Genomic DNA, 19,768 nt, shown 5'->3' with positions numbered 1-19,768 from the left:
TGTAAAAACGTTTCTAAATATCGGAAACTATATTATAATTATGGCAAATAGTATTTTAGGAGGGATATTTTGGGTAAATTTAAAAAGTTAGGAATAATTCTAACGTCAACAGCATTTTCTGTTGGTATTTTAGCACCAATATCGCAAGCATCAGCAAATGTAAAGGAAGGATCGGAGCGTATTGAAATTCAGGTAGCTTCAACTGAAACAAAAATTACAAAAAATATGCTAATAAAAAAGCTACGATCACTATTTCCGGAAGAGTTCAAATTTGTAGCGGATCAAGACTTTAATTCTGGACCAGGACACTTCTATAGAGATGATACAACGGTTCGATATGAACTAAATTTCTATAAAACAATTAAAGGTAAAGACGTACATGGTAGCTTTGTATTTAAGGGCGATGATTTAGAATTAGAAAACTTTTATTATCAGCCTGCAAATATAGCAGAGGCAATCTATCCAGCAAAGTATTCTGAGAATGAGGCACAAAAAATTGCACAAAAATTCCTGGGTAAATTTGCAAATGCGGATAATTACAAACTTCGTGATGATTATAACGAATATGGTTTTAATATGACGAGACCGTTATCAGAACCGATTACTTACTCCTATGTCTATTCACCAATTTATAATGGGGTTCTTATTGGAGATCAAAGTATTACTATTAATGTTCTGGCAAATGGTGAGGTTACGGGGATGTCTAGTAATGCAGAGTCTATTAGTAAAGCTTCCTTTGATAGTTTAGATCAAAAAAAGAAAGAGGAGGATATGCTGGCACAAGTTCGAGATAATTTAGCTGTCGAACTTCGTTATTATATTGATTATGACTACAGATCTGATCAACGTAATGTGAAGCTTGTTTATGCACCTGCCACAGGGTTCAATGGTGTACATGCTCTAAATGGGCAATGGCAGACAGCAAATGGTTTCACTGAACAATTGCCGAAGACAAAGAGCATTGAAAAAATTTCAGCACAACCATTACCACCAAGAAAGAACGGTATGACGGCAACTGAGGCTGAAGAATTCGCAAAAAATTTCTTAAAAGTTGATGAGAGTAAAGCAAAACTTACGATCGATTTAGTAGATGAAAGAGAAAATGACAATGGTGAGACGATCTACTCTGTAAACTATACGTATATGTATGGCAATGGTGGATCTGGTAGCTCTTTAGAAATTAATAAGGCGACAGGTGAACTAGTTCAGTATCATGACCTATCGAGAGATTTTTTAATAAATAACAAAGTAAACGCAATTTCTAAGGACGCTGCATTGAAGAAGGCAACTGATTACTTGAAGGAATGGGCACCTTCATATTTACATGAATATTCAATGCCAATCGAGGATGCCGTATTCGATCAATATAGTAAGGAGTATTACTTCACCTTCCCACGCATTATGAATGGTATTGCAGTTGTAGGAGATGGCTTACATGTAGGGATTGGCTCTGATGGATCTTTACGCTCACTAAGTGTATATAAGCAAAAGATAGATAACTGGCAGCCTATTAATAATGTTATATCCGCTGACAAAGCAAAAGAAGCTTATAGCAAAGCACTTACATTGCAACTGCAATATGTAAAACAAGATTCAGAGAGTAAACTCCATTACGATTTGGTGTATGCACCTACTTACAATGGAAGTTTATATAACCAAATTGATGCTATTTCTGGTGAATGGTTAACGAATGTAGATGACTCAAAAGAGAAGCCAGCTATTTCTCATCCAACAGCTGCCAAAGAGTTAAACTATTTATTCAACCAAAATGTGTTAGATGTAAAAGATATAGCAAACTTTAATGCGGACGCTGCTGTAACAAAAGGAGAAGCATTGAAAATTTTATTGCACTCCTTAACTTACGGGTACTATGGCAATGGGGATGGGGAAAAGCAATCCTTCAACAATATTGATAAAAAACATCCGCTCTATGGGGTAGTGGAGCAAGCTGTTAAAATGGGCATTATTCAGCCTGCTAATCAATTTGCATTAGATGCTACTCTAACTCGCCAAGAGTTCGCAGAGTGGTCAATCAAACTATTACAATTAGACAATGTTGCTAAATATAAAGATATTTATAAATTAAACTTTGCTGATGCATCTTCAATTGATCCAGCGTATACAGGCTATATTGCTTTAGCAAATGGTATAGGTCTAATTGATGCACAGCAAAATAACTTTAATGCTACGAAGAGTGTGTCATATGCTGATTTGGCTGTCTCGACAGTTCGTTTAGCAAAGGCTATTCAAGAAAATAAAGTTGATCGCAATTTCTATTATTAGTTGTATGTCATGAAAAGGGCATTTCCTCATTTGAGGAGATGTCCTTTTTTGGTTAGTTTATAGCAGAATGGGGAAATAATATGAAAAGAAAGGAGTGTACAATTGGATGAAATTAAAATTATTATTAGCGATTTCTTTCGTAATGGTTATCCTTTATGGCTGTAATAAAGATGAGGTAAAGGATGTGCCTACTAATGCGCCAGCAGATCAGAATGCTTCACAACAGACTGGTGATACGCCTACAGACCAAGTGACATTCAATTTTTTAGAGTTTTCATTGGATGTTGATTATTCTGCAACGGAGTCATATGAGGTAGAGTATGAAAATAAAAAATCAGGAATTTCAGCGAAGTTACAGGATGATCGACAAAATGTAAAGTTACAAGGTGATGAAGCCTATACAAAACTAGAGCCGTTATTTAAGCAGTTAAATTTTGATTCTACCACGCCAAATGATGAAGTGATTGATCAAGTAATTAAAGTTTTTAATATTGAAGATAACTATCAGTCCATTGAAGTCGAAGTAGAGTTTATGGACGGAAATGAAAAGGAATTTAAACGACTACCTTAAAAATGAGACAAGCCAGCTAAACAAGCGTTAGCTGGCTTATACATGTATAAACGTTAACGTTCCCAATGTCGATGCTTTGAAAGGAATTGAATAAAAGAAGGTAAGTTATTCGCAACCCCATTTTTATTGGCGATATGCGGTAAAACCGATACATTTTTAGCAAGGCCAATTGTTTTAAAGTGCTGGTAGGCTTCTTCAATAAATTGCTCTGCTTTAATTTGTTGATGGGAATCATGGTAGGAACCAGTTACATAAATTCCATCATAAAGTACGGACGAAGCAGTGGCAAAAGTTTCATGAATCTCAAAGCCATTTAGTAAGCCCTGTTTTGTACTAATTAATTCTACTACTATATTTTTGCTCAAAAGTGTAGCAATCAGGTCATTTAGGTTTTCCTCCGTATTTTCTGCTACGATCACGGCTACTTTAAAAGTTTTTACACTTTCTATAGCATTCAAGATTTGGCTAACAGCAGGGGAGGTTTGCATAGTATGAGGGACCTCTACGTGTACGGGAGGTACAATACCAATATTATCTGCAATTGCTGTTGCAAGTGTATGGCTGACATGGGCAAACATATCGACAACTTGTTTTCGAATGGCTTTATTTTTTACTTTACCAAGCTCAAAGCTAAAGGCATTGATGATATGTTCCTTTTCAATATCGGTCATACTCAACCAAAATAACCTAGCTTGTGTAAAATGGTCTTTGAAACTTTCACTGCGTGCGCGTACTTTATGACCCTCTACTTTTTCCTCATAATGTGTATAGCCACCTTCTGCCTCAGGAACGGGGTATGGTGTGTTATCAGCTAAGGAATTTTTATGGTAGCTAACTTGCCCAACATTAATCGTTTGTCGACCATAGCCATCTCGCTGATTATTATGGAAAGGACAGATAGGCTTATTAATAGGGAGCTCATGAAAGTTTGGGCCTCCGAGTCTTATTAACTGTGTATCTGTATAAGAAAATAAGCGGCCTTGTAATAAAGGATCATTTGAGAAGTCAATGCCAGGTACAACATGCCCTACATGAAATGCAGCTTGTTCTGTTTCAGCAAAAAAGTTGTCCACATTTTTATTAAGCGTCATTTTGCCAAGGATACGGACAGGAACCTCTTCCTCGGGCCATATTTTTGTAGCATCGAGAATATCGAAACTAAATTTAAATTCATCTTCATGCGGAATAAGCTGCACGCCAAGCTCCCATTCTGGATAATCACCACGTTCGATGGAATCCCATAAATCTCTGCGGTGGAAATCAGGATCTTTACCAGCTATGATCTGTGCCTCATCCCATACTAACGATTTAACACCAAGAACTGGCTTCCAATGAAACTTAACAAAATGGGATTTTCCTTCGGCATTGATGAAACGATAGGTATTCACACCGAAGCCCTCCATCATTCGGTAGCTTCGTGGAATCGATCTATCCGACATATGCCACATAACCATATGGGCAGATTCCTGATTGTTCGCAATAAAATCCCAAAATGTATCATGGGCACTTTGAGCTTGAGGAATTTCGTTATTTGGTTCGGGCTTTACTGCGTGTACGAAATCGGGGAATTTAATAGCGTCTTGTATAAAAAATACCGGAATATTATTTCCGACCAAATCATAGTTACCTTCCTGTGTATAAAATTTTGTAGCGAAGCCACGTGCGTCACGGACAGTATCGGCTGAGCCTCTTGAGCCTGCAACGGTAGAGAAACGAACAAAGACTGGTGTTTTAGTTCCTTTACCATTTAAAAATTGTGCTTTTGTAATGTCACTTGCACATTCATAGGTTTCAAAAATCCCATGTGCTGCCGATCCACGTGCATGTACTACTCTTTCTGGAATACGTTCATGATCAAAGTGCGTCATTTTTTCACGAAAATGAAAATCCTCTAGTAAAGTAGGACCTCGATCACCAGCTTTTAAAGAATGTTCATCCTCTGATATTTTTAGTCCTTGATTGGTTGTGAGTGGTTGATTTTTATCACTTACTCGGAATGCTTCTAATTGTTGTTGTTTTTGATTCATTTCTTTTTTCATATATAGAATCCTCCTTTATAAGTTACAACTTCCTTCTACCCGCAGAGGATGTTCACAAACATTTTCAGCTAATGAGTAACATACGAAACAAAATGATTGCTGATTAAAAATGGATATGTTATTATTATCTCGAATTAAAGATAATTAAATTCGAAATAAGTGAGGGAGTCGTATGAAGGAAGACAATCGTAACTTAAAAGCATTTACGGTCTTGTTCCGAGCATATCAAACGATTCAGGAAGCAACAAAAAGGGATTTACTTCAATTTGACTTAAATCAAACCGAATTTTCGGTCCTTGAATTTCTGTATCATCGTGGGGAGCAGCCCATTCAAGTGATCGGCAAAAGAATATTAATTGCAAGCAGTAGTATTACGTATGTAATTGATAAGCTTGAACAAAAAGGCTATGTATATCGAAAATCATGCCCTAGAGATCGACGTGTCACTTATGTATTGCTTACAAATGAGGGACAGACCCTAATGGAAGAGATTTTCCCTAAGCATGAACAAAAAATAAATGAGATATTTCAAGTATTGGGACCTCAAGAGCTGGATACAATGATTTTGTCCCTAAAAAAGGTTGGCAAAAATGCGAATGAACAGTAAAAAAATTTTAAATAAATATCTCGATTTCGAGATAATGGGAGGAGAATTTTTATGAATCATTTAAAAGGTGTACACCATGTAACGGCTATTACAAGCAGTGCTGAAGAAAATTATAAATTCTTTACCTATGTATTAGGAATGCGCTTAGTGAAGAAAACAGTCAATCAGGATGACATTCAAACATACCATTTATTCTTTGCGGATGATAAAGGGAGTGCTGGTACAGATATGACGTTTTTTGATTTCCCTAACATTCCAAAAGGTGTACATGGTACAAATGAAATTTCAAAGACTTCCTTCCGTGTGCCAACAGATGCTTCTTTAGACTATTGGGAAAAGCGCTTTGACCGATTACATGTAAAACATACAGGTATAAAAGAACAGTTTGGTAAAAAAACACTATCATTTGTGGATTTTGATGATCAGCAGTATCAGCTTATTTCTGATGAGCATGATACAGGTATCGCATCAGGTACGCCATGGCAGGATGGGCCTATCCCACTTGAATTTGCTATTACAGGTTTAGGGCCAGTATTTGTTCGTGTAGCTGATTTTAATTACTTTAAAGATGTGTTAGAAAAAGTAATGTTATTTACAGAGATTGGGGAGGACGGACATTTCCACCTATTTGAAGTAGGTGAGGGTGGCAATGGAGCGCAAGTGATTGTAGAACACAATACTGTGTTACCAGTAGCTCGCCAAGGTTTTGGTACGGTTCACCATGCGGCCTTTCGTGTAGAGGATCGTGCAGTATTAGATGAATGGACTGCACGTTTTGAAAGCTTTGGTTTCCACACATCTGGCTATGTAAATCGTCATTTCTTTGAATCCTTATATGCACGTGTAGCGCCACAAATTTTATTTGAGTTAGCAACAGATGGGCCAGGATTTATGGGAGATGAACCGTATGAAATGTTAGGAGAAAAACTTTCATTACCACCATTCCTAGAACCAAAACGTACACAAATTGAAGGACTTGTTCGCCCTATAGATACTGTAAGAAGCTCCATTACGTTCGATAAAGAATATGAGTAATATTTTTAATTCAGTAGAGAAATTTTTTCTCTACTGAATGGTTACATATTGAATTGGAGGTTTATTGAATGGAATTTTCCAAATTGATTGATAAGCGTCGCTCGGCGAACAATTTTTTAACGGACGTTAAAATGACTGAGGAAGATATACGCCCAATTTTAGAGGATGTCAAACTTGCTCCATCGGCCTTTAACTTACAGCATGCCAATTACATCGTTGTGTTGGATGAGGCTATGAAGGAAAAAGTAAGAGAAGCTGCATATGGTCAATATAAAGTGCATTCAGCTTCTGGAGTCATTCTTGTATTAGGTGATAAAAAAGCGTATAAAAATACGGCAGAACTAAGTCAAGGTATGGTCGATTTAGGGATTATCACAACGTATGAGTTAGAAGAAATAGTTGCTGAGAATACTCACTTTTATGAAGACCGCGGCGAGGAATTTATGAAAGATGAAGCGATTCGAAATGCATCTTTGTCAGCCATGTTATTTATGCTAGCTGCGAAAAATCGTGGCTGGGATACTTGTCCAATGATTGGCTTCGATAATCAAAAAATGCGTGAGCTTTTCAATGTACCAGAAGAGCAAGAAATAGCGCTCATGATTACGATTGGAAAAGAAAAAGAAAGCAGTCGTCGTTTACGTGGTTATCGTAAGCCAGTTGAAGAATTTGCCATTTATTATTAAATTGGTATAAAATACAATAGTTATTTAAATACTAAGAATTATGTACATTTAGGAGGAAACATCGTGAAAGTAGTAGCCATCGTAGGGAGTATCCGTAAAGAATCTTATAATATGCAATTAGCTCAATTTATTGAAAAACGTTATACAGAGAAATTGGATCTAGAAGTGTTAAGTCTGAAGGATTTACCAATGTACAATCAAGATATTGAAAATGAAGCACCACAAGCAGTTCTTGATTTTAAAGCAAAGGTAAAGGCTGCAGATGCAGTGTTATGGGTAACACCAGAATATAATGGAACTGTTCCAGGTGTCATGGTCAATGCAATTGATTGGTTATCTCGTGTAGATAAAGTAATGATTGGCAAGCCATCTATTATTATGGGTGCATCAATGGGGAATCTAGGTACTGTAAAAGCACAATTACATCTACGTGATATTTTATTCTCACCGGGCATTAACTCACCATTACTAAGCGGCAATGATGTTTATATTGGTGCTGTGCATACAAAATTTGATGCAGAAGGTAATTTGACAGATGAAGGTACAGTGAAATTCTTGGATGTAGTCATCGATAACTTCTTAAACTGGGCAAAAAAATACATTTAAATTAAAAGCTAACCCATGAGTATAAACTATACTTATGGGTCTTTTTATGTTTGGAAAGAGATTTTTTCTGCATGAAATCTTCATATTTTGCCGATATACTAGTAAGAAACTCTAAAATGGTGGTTACAGATGAGAAAATTATCACTAAAGCTAGGCATCATCTTTTTCATTACATTATTTTGTATTGAAACATTTATGATGTTTTTTTTACACGCCTCATTGACTAATTCTAGAGTGGAGGAAGAATTAGCAAGTTTGCAAGCGAGAGGAAACTCACATCGCACAATATTAGAACAGAACTTTAATAAGGAAACATTAGCACATGTCGTCTTGATGGAATCGGAAGAATCTACAGATGTAGTAGTGACAGATGCTGAGGGGACCATTTTAGCCTCCTCGCAACTGCATCCTGAAATGAAGAATCTGATAAAGAAATTAGATGGAACTACACCATATGAGGGAAAGATTCTACAAGATAACTGGCAACAGGCAAAAGCTATAGCTACTATTAGTCCAATGCAAAAAGAGCAGACAACGATTGGCTATGTCTTTATGTTTCAAAATACAGACTCGATCCATGCATTAATGAAACGCTTGAATAAACATTTCCTTATAGTGGGCATTGTTTCTGGCTTAGTCACCATTGCTGTCATCATTGTGTTATCTAGAAAGCTTGCTGAACCATTAATTCAGATGAAAGAGGCCACGTTGAAAATGAGTAAAGGGGACTTTACGGTCGCTCTTTCTACAAATGGCAAAGATGAGCTTGGGGATTTATCGAATGCCATTCAGCTACTATCAAATGAGTTAAATCATTTAAGGCAGGAGCGCAAAGAGTTTCTATCTAGCATTGCCCATGAGCTTCGTACACCGATAACCTTTATTAAAGGTTATACCGATATTCTTTATAAACGTGATTTATCCGTGCAAGATCGACAAAAATACTTAGCTATTATATTGGAAGAGACGAATAGACTTTCACGATTAATAAAGGATTTATTTGATTTAGCTAAGATGGATGAAAACTCATTTGTTATTGAAAAACAAAATCTAGATTTACAGGCTTTTTTTACTGGTATTAAGGGAAAATTAAGTCCTGCTTTTCAAGAAAAAGATATCCACTTTGATGTGTGCTGTGAAAAGAGATTAACGTTATGGGCAGATGAGGCAAGATTAGAGCAAATAATAATTAATCTATTAAATAACGCATTGACCTATTGCGGACAGGGGGATACTACCACGGTAGATGTAAAGAAGGTCAATGGTGTATTAACGATTATAATACGAGATACAGGGAGAGGGATTCCCAACAAGGATGTACCGTTTATTTTTGAGCGCTTTTACCGCGTAGAAAAATCTAGAAGTCGTGCGTTAGGTGGTACCGGATTAGGACTTGCCATTGTCAAGGAACTCGTACAGGCTCATGGGGGAGAAGTGACGGTTAAAAGTGAACTAAATAAAGGGACTGTTTTTGAATTATCGTTTAAAGGAGTAGAAGCGGATGAAAACCATTTTATGCATAGACGATGAACCAAGAATGTTAGATTTATTGACTCTTTACTTAGAGCCCGGTTTTCAATGTAGAGCAATGTCTTCCATTCAAGATGCGCTCATTTATCTAGAGGAAGAGCATGTGGATTTAGTTCTTTTGGATATTATGATGCCAGAAATGGATGGGTTTCAAGTGTGTGAAGAAATCAGGAAGTTTTGGCATGTACCTATCATCATGCTTACGGCTAAAGGAGAGCATTCGGATATTGTAAAAGGTTTAAACATTGGGGCAGATGATTATATAGTAAAGCCTTTTGATGAGGAAGAGCTATTAGCACGTATACATGCTGTATTAAGGAGAACCAAGATAGAAGACAAGGTGGTTGTCTTTGAGGGTTTACGCTTAGATAAAGAATCCTTTGAATTATATTATCAACAAGAGGCAATCCCATTAACACCAAAAGAATTTTCCATGATGTCCTTATTTCTAGATTATCAAAATAAAGTGTTTTCAAGAGAACATCTTATTAACACAGTTTGGGGTTATCATGTATCCATTGAGGATCGCACTATCGATTCCCATGTCCGTAATTTACGAGAAAAATTAAGGAAAAGTGGCTTTCCTGCTGATGATTACTTGCAAACCGTTTGGGGAATCGGCTATAAATGGCATAAGTTTGCGGACCGAAAGCCTTTAGAACATAAAAACTAGAAAACAACCTCTGCCAAATATACTGGGAGAGGTTGTTCGAATTATTGCGCTGTTAACTCATCTTCTGTTACCCATTTATGATTTTTCACTGCTTCACCATTCGTGGTTGAAGTGTAATCAACCATATAAACTGTGGTTGGTACAGCTTCTTCAATGCGGACGGTTGCGTTTTTCATGCCTTCCATATGAGTAGCGGTCGTTTTTACCTCTGTACCAGGGGACAGTGGTGCTTCCCCAACATCCAATAATTCCTCATGGATAATCCATTTATGATTCTCTACACGTTTGCCACCTGATGTTGGATCATAAGAAATGATATAGGCTGTAGTTTTATAGGCACCAACAATCGTCGCTTCGGCACCCTTCATCCCCTCCATATGCCCATCTGTCATCATAGCGGTACTTCCAACCGGAAATGCTGGATCTTCAGCTTTTCTTAATGTAGCCGGCACTTCTGCTGAGCTAGAATGATTCATTGTGGAGTGATCCATTTCTGTTTGTTGCTCAGTCTCAGGAGTAGTATCTGAAGTTGATGAAGGCTCTGTTTTATCTTCAGAGCAAGCGGATAAAGTAAGTATAGCAACTGCTGATAATAGTCCACCTGACCATCTTCGCTTGAATGTCATATGAGATCCTCCTTTCTATTTGCCCTTACTGTAACAAACAAATATGCAGAAATGATGGACATTCATTATTACAAAAAACTTCTTTAGTCTATTGACTAAAGAAGTGGATGGAAGCGCTATTGAATGGGCATGATTTTCAATGTTTTTTGTAGTCGGTACGCTAAAATACCAGCGAAAATAGCTAAGATAATATCTTTTGGGAGTGGGGGAATCATCCAGAGCCATGCTAATCTATAGGAAAAATCCTCTGGCGCACTGGCCCATAGTTTATACGCAATAAACATCCAGTTTGTACCAACTAAATAATTGATAGCAGTTGCGATGAATGCGGCTAGTATATAGCTTTTCTTTGTACCACTTCGTTCTACCATTAAACCGGCAACATATGCTGCTAAAATAAAAGTGATAATAAATCCAAATGTAGGGCTTAATAGTTGACTGAACCCTCCACCAAAGCGAGCAAAGACAGGTGCTCCTGCTAATCCAATACACATATAGACTGTGCAGGCAAGCGCTCCCTTCCTACTACCCAAAATAAGTCCGGCTAAAATGGCAAAAAAGGTTTGTAGAGTAATCGGCACTCCTCCCACTGTCATAAAGGGCACAAAGGAAGTTATATTGGCACCGATCATCATGAGGGTAGAAAATATTCCGATATAGGCAATATCTACCGTCTTTAATTTTGGATGACTTTGTTCTGATACTGTTGACATGACTTCACCTCTAATTTCAAAGTATTTATCGTTAGTGTAAAAAACTAAAACAAATGTGTCAACTTAATTATAAGTGTAGGTTAACTTAAGTGTGTTGGAAATTCCTTGTAGACTAACTATCTATAAAAATGTATGATAGAATCGTCATAATTTTTTAACTTTACATACTATTGGTGTGACATTTTAAACAATGTCGCTTAAAAGGGAAGTCGGTGGAAGTCCGACGCTGTCCCGCAACTGTAACGAGGAGTCCTATCATGTTTATTTGCCACTGTTAAAAATGGGAAGGCTATTTATAGGATGATGAATCGAAGTCAGGAGACCTGCCAATAAGTAATACCTGTAATGCCCACGAGGATGCAAGCAATTACGGACAATAGCTGGATTTTCTGACTTTGTTTATTCGAGGGTATTTTTGTGCGTATTTTTGCATGAAATGCCTTTTTTTATTGAGTGCCAACTGAAGTAAGATCATCTGACCTACATTATGCGAACGTATATTTAATTGCTTCATTCATCATCTTAGTAGGAGTTTAATGAATGAATAAAAAATTTATGTTATTTTCTTTAGTGCTTCTTTTAGTATTAATCGTATCCATGACACTTGCTGTAATGGTTGGATCTGTTTCGGTGACGCCATTATATGTATGGAAAGTAATTCTTTCGAAATTACCCTTTATACAACACTCAATAGAGCAAGATTGGAGTCGCTCACAGGAAATCATTATTTGGCAAATAAGAGTACCCCGTGTCATCCTTGCCGCTATTGTAGGAGCGGGTTTAGCCATTGCAGGGGCAGCGATTCAAGCACTTGTACGAAATTCCATTGCAGACCCATATATTTTAGGAATTTCTTCAGGAGCAGCAGTTGGAGCAACTTCAGTAATTATTTTAGGTGCTTTTTCATTTTTAGGTATCTACGCACTTTCTGTATCAGCCTTTATAGGGTCTTTGCTCGCAATTGGGTTAGTGTTTTTCTTATCGCGCGTAGGTGGCCGTGTCTCGATTTTTCGCTTGCTATTGGCAGGGATGGCGGTTTCCTTTATATTAACGGCCATTTCTAATTTTATATTAATGATGTCGAAGCAAGAGGGAGCTTTAAAGTCCGTTATGTTTTGGATGTTAGGCAGCTTAGCTGGAGCAAAATGGAATAATATTATTATTCCCGCCTCCATCTTTTTCATTGTGTTCGGGCTTTTATGGCTATTCTATCGAAATTTAAATTTGCTATTACTTGGGGAAGAGGCGGCGGTAACGTTAGGAGTGAATCTTCAACAATTTCGCATACAGCTCATTTTACTTGTCTCACTTTTAACGGGGGTACTTGTAGCAGTGAGCGGTTCTATCGGATTTGTGGGATTAATCATTCCGCATATAGTACGATTAATTGTCGGTTCTAACTATAAATATGTAATACCAGTCAGTGCTTTATTGGGAGGGATTTTCTTAGTTTGGGCAGATGCATTAGCTCGAATTATTATTGCTCCACAGGAAATGCCAATCGGTATTATTACAGCCTTTTGTGGGGGGCCGTTTTTCATTTGGTTACTCCGTCGTAATAATTATTCTTTCGGTGAAGGAGATTAACTTCCATGACATTAGAAGCAAAACAAGTATCATTCTCCATTTACGATCAGCGAATACTTCATGAGGTAAGTGTAAAAATAAAGGAAAAGCAATTTGTCGGGTTAATTGGCCCCAATGGTAGTGGGAAGTCGACATTGCTTAAAAATATGTATCGTCTCCTAAAGCCAGAAAGTGGGACAGTCTTGTTAAATGAACAAGATATTTTAAAGCAATCTAGTAAAGCCATTGCTAAAAATTTAGCCGTTGTTAGTCAAGAAACACCCGTATTATTTGACTTTACTGTTCATGATTTAGTCAGTATGGGAAGGACTCCACATAAAAAGCTATTAGAGCTTGATCAGGAGCAAGATTTTCAAATTGTAAAAGATGCTTTGAAGCAAACGGGCATATTGCACCTAGCGAAACGAAGCTTTAGCTCACTTTCCGGTGGGGAGAAGAAGCGTGTTATGGTGGCAAGAGCACTCGCTCAGCAAGCACAGGTCCTTATATTAGATGAACCAACAAATCATTTAGATATTCAACATCAACTTCAACTGATGGACTTAATTCAAACTTTGCATCTAACAGTAGTAGCCGCTCTCCATGACTTGAATATCGCTGCTATGTACTGTGACCAAATTTATGTTTTACAGCGCGGACGCATTGTTTGCCATGGTACACCAGAAGAAGTACTTACACCATCATTGTTGCGAGAAGTATTTGGAGTATTTGCTGATATTCAAACACATTCACTGACGGGTAAGCCGTATCTTACATATGTCCCTGAACAATTCGCAAGAGGGGGCAACCCTATTTAGTTTGCCACGATCATTCAACACCATCTAATAAAAAAGGGCGCTCCTTCATATAAGAGGGCGCCCTTTGTCATCTACTATTAAGATACCGCTTTTAAACCTGCAACTCCAATGATAATCGCAATGATGCTGATGATTCGTGCAAGGTTTTTAGATTCCCCAAAGAACATAATATTGACCAGCACGGCACCTACAGTTCCAATACCAACCCAAACAACATAGGCGATGCTTAGTTGTAAATAGTTGAAGGAAGCATATAAAAGTGCAAAGGATAAACCAAAGCCTCCGACGTATAATAATAAATTTCGTACGGTTTTATGTTGACTATAAAAGCGTAAACCAATGACACCGACTATTTCCGCCACTGCTGCTAATATAACGAATACCCAGCCCATTATGCATCCACTCCTTTTGTCGTACTAGTATCCTTCGATGGATTATCCGCCAATTTTAGGCCAATAACGCCCAATACTAAAATAACCATGAATATCCCTTTAATTGCATTAAAATCACCATTGAAAATAAAAATATCCATTAATGTAGTACCAATTGCACCTGCTCCAGCGAAAATTGCGTAGACAGTACCCGTAGGGAGTTTTTCACAAGCCTTCGATAAGAAGTGAAAATCAACAGCGATAATAGATACAATAATGATCCAATGCCACCATGTATTTGCTACGTTAAAACCGAATATCCAAAACAATTCAAATAAACTTGTTAGTCCAACATACATCCATTCTTTTTGCATAAATAAATTCCTTCCGTAGTAGAATTTTATGACTGACATTCAGTCATTTTTGAGATAAAAGAGAACGCCACTTATGCGTGGCGTAGGCCAAGTGCGTGATATAAAAAGTCTAGAAGCTCAAGCTTAAGCTGCTGCATGGTTTCATCCTTGCTATCGTCAAACAAATAAATTTGTTCGGCAGCAGATTCGATTAGACCAATGATAAGCTTGGCTGATCGCGATGGATTAATGGAATCTCGGATGATTCCTTGTCGCTGAGCCGTTAATAAAAAATGACTCATCCAAGCATAGTAGGGTGAATAGATGTTTTCCCACTCTTTCAAATGCTCAGTTTGTGCAATACCCGCATAAATAAGTGCGACAATATCTCCATATTCTTTCGTAATTAAGAAAATCATCTCTACCACTTCTTCAAGCTGCTGTTCAAAGGGTTTATGATCTGAAACACCTTCTTCGACAGTAGCCATAATGCGCTCTACCATATTTTTGGCAATAGCGGGCATAACCGAAAGACGCGATGGGAAATAAAGATAAAATGTTCCTTGTGCAATACCAGCTGTCTTTACGATATCTGAAACCTTTGTTTTTTCAATACCTTTTTCTCGAAATACTTCAATGGCTGCTTGAATAATTTTTTCTTCCTTTGACATGATATCCCTCACTTTGCCTTACTTATTAGTATGTTACAGGAGAGAAAAATGAATGTCAACGAAAAATGACTGATAGTCAGTCATTTTCGGCGAGTATAGTTGTTTTAACTTCAGGGAACTTTATGTTTGAAAGGATTGATGACAATGGAAAACATTAAATTTGCACAATTAGATTCACAGCAACTTGCGAAAATTAATGAACTGGAGAAAAAAATGGGTGTCACATTAGTTGCCTATGATTCATCATCTATGCCACCAAATAGCTCTGGGGCTTATGAGGAAAATAATAGCACAACCAATAATCATCCATCATAATAAATGTGAAATGCCTTGCAGTCATGTAAGGTATTTTCATTTTAAGTAGCGTTTAAGGAGTGAATGAACATGAAAGAGTTTTATGCTGATTTACATATTCATATTGGCCGCACAGCTAAAGGACGTGCTGTGAAAATTACTGGTAGTAAAACGTTGACATTAGCGCGCATATTAGAGACTGCTAGTGCAAGAAAAGGACTGGACATCATTGGTATTATTGATTGTCATTCGCCTGAGGTTATAGAGGAAATGAAAGAGATGATTGACCAAGGTGAACTCGTGGAACTGGCAGAGGGTGGACTGCGTTTTCAAGAAACGACACTGATACCAGGTTCAGAAATAGAAATCTATGATCAATATTGCCATGGTCCCATTCATGTGCTTGCTTACTTTCCTACATTATTGCTCATGGAGCAATTTTCAAATTGGATGTCTCAGCATATGAAAAATATTCATTTAAGCTCACAACGAATTTACTGTGATGGAAGAACATTGCAACAAAAAGTTCATGAGTTGGGAGGGCTATTTATTCCTGCTCATGTATTTACTCCCTTTAAAAGTTTATATGGCAAAGGTGTTCATCACAGTCTAACAGAAGTTTTTGATCCCCAGCTAATAGATGCAATTGAATTAGGGTTAAGCTCAGATACAAATATGGTACGCCATATTAAAGAGCTTCAAGCATATCCATTCGTGAGTAATTCTGACGCGCATTCTCTTGGGAAACTCGCACGAGAGTATCAAAAATTACGATTAGCAGACGCAAACTTTGTAGAATTACAAATGGCTCTTCGTGAACAACAGGGACGAGCAATCATCGCCAATTATGGCTTGAATCCATTACTTGGTAAATATCATCAAACAGTTTGTGGTAAGTGCGGAGAACAACTTAGTAACGAAGCTATAATTTGCTCGAACTGTGGAAGTCCACAAATCATAAAGGGTGTTGCTTCACGTATACAGGAATTATCAGAGGATTTTACACACGAAAAAAATAGACCACTGTATATCCATCAAGTACCGCTCGATTTTATTCCTGGTATTGGCCCAAAAATGATGGAACGATTACTGCAAGCATTTGGAACAGAGATGAATATTTTACATCGAGTAACCATTGAACAACTTGAACAAATTGTGCCACAAAAAATGGCCAAATTAATAGATGCTGCGAGAACAGGTCATTTAAATATTGAAGTTGGTGGTGGTGGAATTTATGGGAAGGTCCACATTGAATAGCAAAAATGATTTAAAAAGATTATTGGTTTTTTAACCTATTTTTAACTCCCTTCTAGTAAAATAGTTAAAACAATTACTATTTTTAGGTAGGGGAGAGAAAGTATGAAATTTTCAAAGAAATTCCGTTTTTTAGCCACAAGCATGCTTGCATTACAATTAACAATACCTGTCGCTGCGATTGCTGAAGAAACAGGAGATTACATAGCACCAAGTTGGACTACTCAGGCAGATTATATAGCTCTAGGTGATTCAATTGCACATGGAATGAATGAGGTCGGTGCAATTGGATTAGGCTACACAGATTTTGTTGCACAAGCTTTACAAAAAGAGGGCTTCATTACTTCTTATAATAAAGGTTTTGCAATGTCAGGCTATACAACAAAAAATGTGTTGGCAGATATACAAAATGATGTTGCCAAAACAGTGACTGGTTTTGGCTATCCTATGGAACAGGTTAAATTAAAAGCATCTATTAAAAAGGCAGAGATTATCACGTTAACTGTAGGCGCTAATGACTTACTGCCAATATTAAAAGAATCACAGACAGCCGGAATTGATACACTTGCCATCATAAAGGCTACAAAAGAGGCTGTAACCAATATTGCAGCAATTTTAACTGAAATAAAAAAATTAAATCCACAAGCAGAAATTTATGTGATGGGCTATTACAATTCATTCCCATATTATAGTGAGAGCTTACAAAATCAATTTAAAATACTATTGGCTACAATGAATACAACTATTAAAACGACAGTTGAAAAAGCTGGAGCGTTTTTTGTACCTACATCTGATGTTGTGGCAAAGGATGTTCCAAGCTATCTTCCAAATCCAGAAAATATTCATTTAAGTGAAGCAGGTTATTTTGCAGTAGCAAATGAGGCATTTTTACCAATCATAAAAACTAGTACCTTATGGGATGTAACGAAAGCTATTCAAGTCCATGTAAAAGATCGTAAAACGGTGGATGTAAATTGGCAAGAAGCGACGGATAATGTTGGTGTGGAGAAATACAAAGTATATGTAAATGGCAAATTAACTTCAACAGTACCTGCTGATACAACCGAGACGACGCTTACAGATTTGACTGAGCATACAGCCTACACAATTACAGTAAAAGTAATTGATGCTGCTGGTAATGAAAGTGTTCAAAATCCAACAGCGACTTTCACTACAGGAGAAACAATTCGTTTTACAGATACAGCGAATCATTGGGCAAAAGATTATATTCAACAAGCAGCAGAAGCAGGGATGATGAATGGCTATCCAGATGGCACATTTAAACCTAATCAAAATGTGACACGCGCACAAGTAGCCTCTATATTAGTGAGAAGTTTGGGAATAACAACGCAGGAAAAAGCGCCATTTACAGATATCGTTAATTATAATGCGAAAACACAGTCGGAAATTGCGGCAGCGTATGCACATGGCATTATTAAGGGAGCCGATGGGAAGTTTAACCCTGCAAAACCTGTAACACGCGCTGAATTAGCATTGATGATTGAGCGTGCCTACGAGCAACAATTTAAACAGCCTTATATTGTCCAAGGAAGCTCACCATTTACAGATATTGCATCTTATAATGCAGAGACAAAACATGCCATTACGATGTTGTTTGAGCTAGGAATTGTGTCGGGAGATGGACAGAAGTATTCACCGGCAGCTTCAACTACAAGAGGGCAAACAGCTAAAATGATGGTGAATCTGAATCAATTATTTAGTAAATAAAAAATAAAGGTAGGGGTGAAACAACATCTCTACCTTTTGACGTTATGTTTATAAACAAAGTATAGTCTTACTAGACTGAATATAGTAAAAAAGAGAGGAAAATGAGGATGTTTTCATTTATTTTATCTGCCAAAAGATTAGTTAAAGGATTGTGGCGGTCATTTAAACGACCACAGTTCCTATCATTATTTACGACACTATTCCTCATCATTCTATCGGGTACTTTGTTTTACAAGGGGACAGAGGGTTGGTATTGGCTAGATGCTATGTATTTTGCTGTAGTCAGCTTGATTCCAACAGGCGTAGAAACGGGGCTATACCCAACAACCTCGTTCTCCAAGATTTTTACAATGATCTATCTAATTGTAGGTACGGGTGTAATGTTTATTATGTTGCTCACGCTTGGCCGCTCTATTGTAGACTTTTCCTTAAATGAAGAGGAAGAGGTTGCGGTTAAGAAACATTTGAAAAAGTAGAATAGCCGTACAATGAATCTGATGAAAGATTCATTGTACGGCTATATTTTATGAAAGCTTTGCTATAATGCCTTCTTCATCGTCTAAAACAAGTTCAATACCTGTTGAAAAAGGATCACCATGGAGAACATCTTTTATCCAAACACGCAAGGCACCAATCATGGCTCCTGTATTGAGTATTTCGATTTGACCATTTACTTCAACCTCCGCACCGAAGCCTGTGTCATCATCGTATGTCAATTCGACGATAACATCCTCGGGGCGAATGCTCTTATAATACGCTTGAGATAAACAAATAGCGTTAATAATATCTTGCTCGTTAATTATTTGTGCCATTGGGCTTCCTCTTTGCGTTTTTTATCTTTAAACATATTCATAATTTTTACGACTAGCATCACAATAACGGCAATTGCAGCTACGTTAATGAGTAAACCTAAAATATTTCCTAGTAAACCCATACCGCTAAATAAGCTACCGAATAATAAACCTGCAAGTCCCCCAAGCATTAATCCTTTCATAAGGCCACCTGAGAAGAAACCACCTTTTTTGGTTGTATCAGCTTTATTTGTTGAGTTTGTGTTGTTTTTATTTGTTGTGGCATTTTTTTGATCTTTAGAAGTGTCCTGAGACTTCTGGATATTTGAGCTATTGTTATTGTTTGAGAAGCCTTTTTTACCTGATTTATAGGATTTAGCCTCTGCTGTTGGTGTATCAGAGATGAATAATGTTGCACCAACTGTGGAAAATATTAGTGTCGCTGCAAATAGAGCGGCAAGAATTTTTTTCATTACTTACATTCCTCCAATATAATTTTTGGTTTGGTCATAAACTAGTTCTTATATAGTAATATTACATGAACTTTATTAAA

General features: G+C 37.2%; 22 protein-coding genes and 1 riboswitch. Of the genes, 14 read left to right on the top strand and 8 right to left on the bottom strand.

The window, feature by feature from the left end:
* Positions 1-69: 69 nt before the first annotated feature.
* Positions 70-2,283, top strand: coding sequence for a YcdB/YcdC domain-containing protein (locus MKY80_RS20580; protein ID WP_090003198.1), 2,214 nt, complete (start codon positions 70-72; stop codon positions 2,281-2,283).
* Between the two features lie 106 nt (positions 2,284-2,389).
* The gene (locus MKY80_RS20575) at positions 2,390-2,854 is read left to right on the top strand and encodes a YusW family protein (RefSeq protein ID WP_008176953.1); all 465 of its coding nucleotides are present in this window, start codon (positions 2,390-2,392) and stop codon (positions 2,852-2,854) included.
* Between the two features lie 53 nt (positions 2,855-2,907).
* Here MKY80_RS20575 and MKY80_RS20570 read toward each other — a convergent pair whose 3' ends face one another.
* On the bottom strand, positions 2,908-4,893 hold the full coding sequence (locus MKY80_RS20570) for a catalase (protein ID WP_342530987.1): 1,986 nt from the start codon (positions 4,891-4,893) through the stop codon (positions 2,908-2,910).
* A 172-nt stretch (positions 4,894-5,065) separates the two neighbouring features.
* Between MKY80_RS20570 and MKY80_RS20565 the strand changes: the two genes are divergently transcribed.
* The 6 genes from MKY80_RS20565 (at position 5,066) to MKY80_RS20540 (ending at position 10,030) form a co-directional block, all read left to right on the top strand.
* Positions 5,066-5,500, top strand: coding sequence for a MarR family transcriptional regulator (locus tag MKY80_RS20565; RefSeq protein ID WP_008176948.1), 435 nt, complete (start codon positions 5,066-5,068; stop codon positions 5,498-5,500).
* 51 nt (positions 5,501-5,551) lie between these two features.
* The gene (locus MKY80_RS20560; RefSeq protein WP_342530985.1) at positions 5,552-6,535 is read left to right on the top strand and encodes a ring-cleaving dioxygenase; all 984 of its coding nucleotides are present in this window, start codon (positions 5,552-5,554) and stop codon (positions 6,533-6,535) included.
* Between the two features lie 68 nt (positions 6,536-6,603).
* Positions 6,604-7,221, top strand: a complete 618-nt coding sequence (locus MKY80_RS20555; protein ID WP_008176945.1) for a nitroreductase family protein — start codon at positions 6,604-6,606, stop codon at positions 7,219-7,221.
* Between the two features lie 63 nt (positions 7,222-7,284).
* Positions 7,285-7,827: an NADPH-dependent FMN reductase gene (locus MKY80_RS20550; RefSeq protein ID WP_025117582.1), complete on the top strand. Its 543-nt coding sequence runs from the start codon at positions 7,285-7,287 to the stop codon at positions 7,825-7,827.
* 129 nt (positions 7,828-7,956) lie between these two features.
* Positions 7,957-9,357, top strand: a complete 1,401-nt coding sequence (locus tag MKY80_RS20545; protein ID WP_342530982.1) for an ATP-binding protein — start codon at positions 7,957-7,959, stop codon at positions 9,355-9,357.
* Positions 9,329-10,030, top strand: coding sequence for a response regulator transcription factor (locus MKY80_RS20540; protein ID WP_342530980.1), 702 nt, complete (start codon positions 9,329-9,331; stop codon positions 10,028-10,030). The genes MKY80_RS20545 and MKY80_RS20540 overlap by 29 nt, the downstream gene beginning before the upstream one ends.
* 41 nt (positions 10,031-10,071) lie before the next feature.
* Here the strand turns inward: MKY80_RS20540 and MKY80_RS20535 are convergent, their stop codons facing one another.
* Entirely contained in the window at positions 10,072-10,656 is a 585-nt protein-coding gene (locus tag MKY80_RS20535; protein ID WP_342530978.1) for a YdhK family protein, read from the bottom strand.
* Positions 10,657-10,772: 116 nt separating this feature from the next.
* A complete protein-coding gene (locus MKY80_RS20530) occupies positions 10,773-11,369 on the bottom strand; it encodes a biotin transporter BioY (RefSeq protein WP_342530976.1) in 597 nt (198 codons plus the stop codon).
* Between the two features lie 154 nt (positions 11,370-11,523).
* A riboswitch (cobalamin riboswitch) is annotated at positions 11,524-11,715 on the top strand.
* A 194-nt stretch (positions 11,716-11,909) separates the two neighbouring features.
* On the opposite strand from MKY80_RS20530, the gene MKY80_RS20525 reads away from it, so the two are divergent.
* Together MKY80_RS20525 and MKY80_RS20520 are read left to right on the top strand one after the other, a co-directional pair.
* Positions 11,910-12,956, top strand: coding sequence for an iron chelate uptake ABC transporter family permease subunit (locus MKY80_RS20525; RefSeq protein WP_090003203.1), 1,047 nt, complete (start codon positions 11,910-11,912; stop codon positions 12,954-12,956).
* Positions 12,957-12,961: 5 nt separating this feature from the next.
* The gene (locus tag MKY80_RS20520) at positions 12,962-13,753 is read left to right on the top strand and encodes an ABC transporter ATP-binding protein (protein WP_008176926.1); all 792 of its coding nucleotides are present in this window, start codon (positions 12,962-12,964) and stop codon (positions 13,751-13,753) included.
* A 77-nt stretch (positions 13,754-13,830) separates the two neighbouring features.
* On the opposite strand, the gene MKY80_RS20515 is transcribed toward MKY80_RS20520, so the two are convergent.
* The 3 genes from MKY80_RS20515 to MKY80_RS20505 form a co-directional block, all read right to left on the bottom strand.
* Entirely contained in the window at positions 13,831-14,145 is a 315-nt protein-coding gene (locus tag MKY80_RS20515; protein WP_008176924.1) for an SMR family transporter, read from the bottom strand.
* A complete protein-coding gene (locus MKY80_RS20510; RefSeq protein ID WP_008176915.1) occupies positions 14,145-14,498 on the bottom strand; it encodes an SMR family transporter in 354 nt (117 codons plus the stop codon). The genes MKY80_RS20515 and MKY80_RS20510 overlap by 1 nt, the downstream gene beginning before the upstream one ends.
* Positions 14,499-14,569: 71 nt before the next feature.
* Positions 14,570-15,151 (bottom strand): TetR family transcriptional regulator, encoded by a 582-nt coding sequence (locus MKY80_RS20505; RefSeq protein WP_170844200.1) that lies wholly within the window; start codon positions 15,149-15,151, stop codon positions 14,570-14,572.
* Positions 15,152-15,292: 141 nt separating this feature from the next.
* Between MKY80_RS20505 and MKY80_RS20500 the strand changes: the two genes are divergently transcribed.
* The 4 genes from MKY80_RS20500 (at position 15,293) to MKY80_RS20485 (ending at position 18,900) form a co-directional block, all read left to right on the top strand.
* Positions 15,293-15,463 carry a hypothetical protein gene (locus MKY80_RS20500; protein WP_170844197.1) on the top strand — a complete coding sequence of 57 codons (171 nt, stop codon included), beginning with the start codon at positions 15,293-15,295 and terminating at the stop codon, positions 15,461-15,463.
* Positions 15,464-15,532: 69 nt separating this feature from the next.
* Positions 15,533-16,699: an endonuclease Q family protein gene (locus tag MKY80_RS20495; RefSeq protein WP_043990225.1), complete on the top strand. Its 1,167-nt coding sequence runs from the start codon at positions 15,533-15,535 to the stop codon at positions 16,697-16,699.
* A 102-nt stretch (positions 16,700-16,801) separates the two neighbouring features.
* On the top strand, positions 16,802-18,424 hold the full coding sequence (locus MKY80_RS20490) for an S-layer homology domain-containing protein (RefSeq protein WP_342530970.1): 1,623 nt from the start codon (positions 16,802-16,804) through the stop codon (positions 18,422-18,424).
* Between the two features lie 107 nt (positions 18,425-18,531).
* A complete protein-coding gene (locus tag MKY80_RS20485; RefSeq protein ID WP_174804750.1) occupies positions 18,532-18,900 on the top strand; it encodes a potassium channel family protein in 369 nt (122 codons plus the stop codon).
* 48 nt (positions 18,901-18,948) lie between these two features.
* On the opposite strand, the gene MKY80_RS20480 is transcribed toward MKY80_RS20485, so the two are convergent.
* Entirely contained in the window at positions 18,949-19,236 is a 288-nt protein-coding gene (locus MKY80_RS20480; protein WP_008176904.1) for a DUF2653 family protein, read from the bottom strand.
* Positions 19,224-19,688, bottom strand: coding sequence for a hypothetical protein (locus MKY80_RS20475; RefSeq protein ID WP_008176901.1), 465 nt, complete (start codon positions 19,686-19,688; stop codon positions 19,224-19,226). Before MKY80_RS20475 ends, MKY80_RS20480 begins: the two co-directional genes overlap by 13 nt.
* Positions 19,689-19,768 lie beyond the last annotated feature (80 nt).

It is taken from the genome of Lysinibacillus sp. FSL R5-0849 (assembly GCF_038595075.1).
In the GTDB taxonomy this organism is placed as follows: Bacteria; Bacillota; Bacilli; order Bacillales_A; family Planococcaceae; genus Lysinibacillus; species Lysinibacillus fusiformis.
This window is presented reverse-complemented; position numbering and strand designations above follow the sequence as displayed.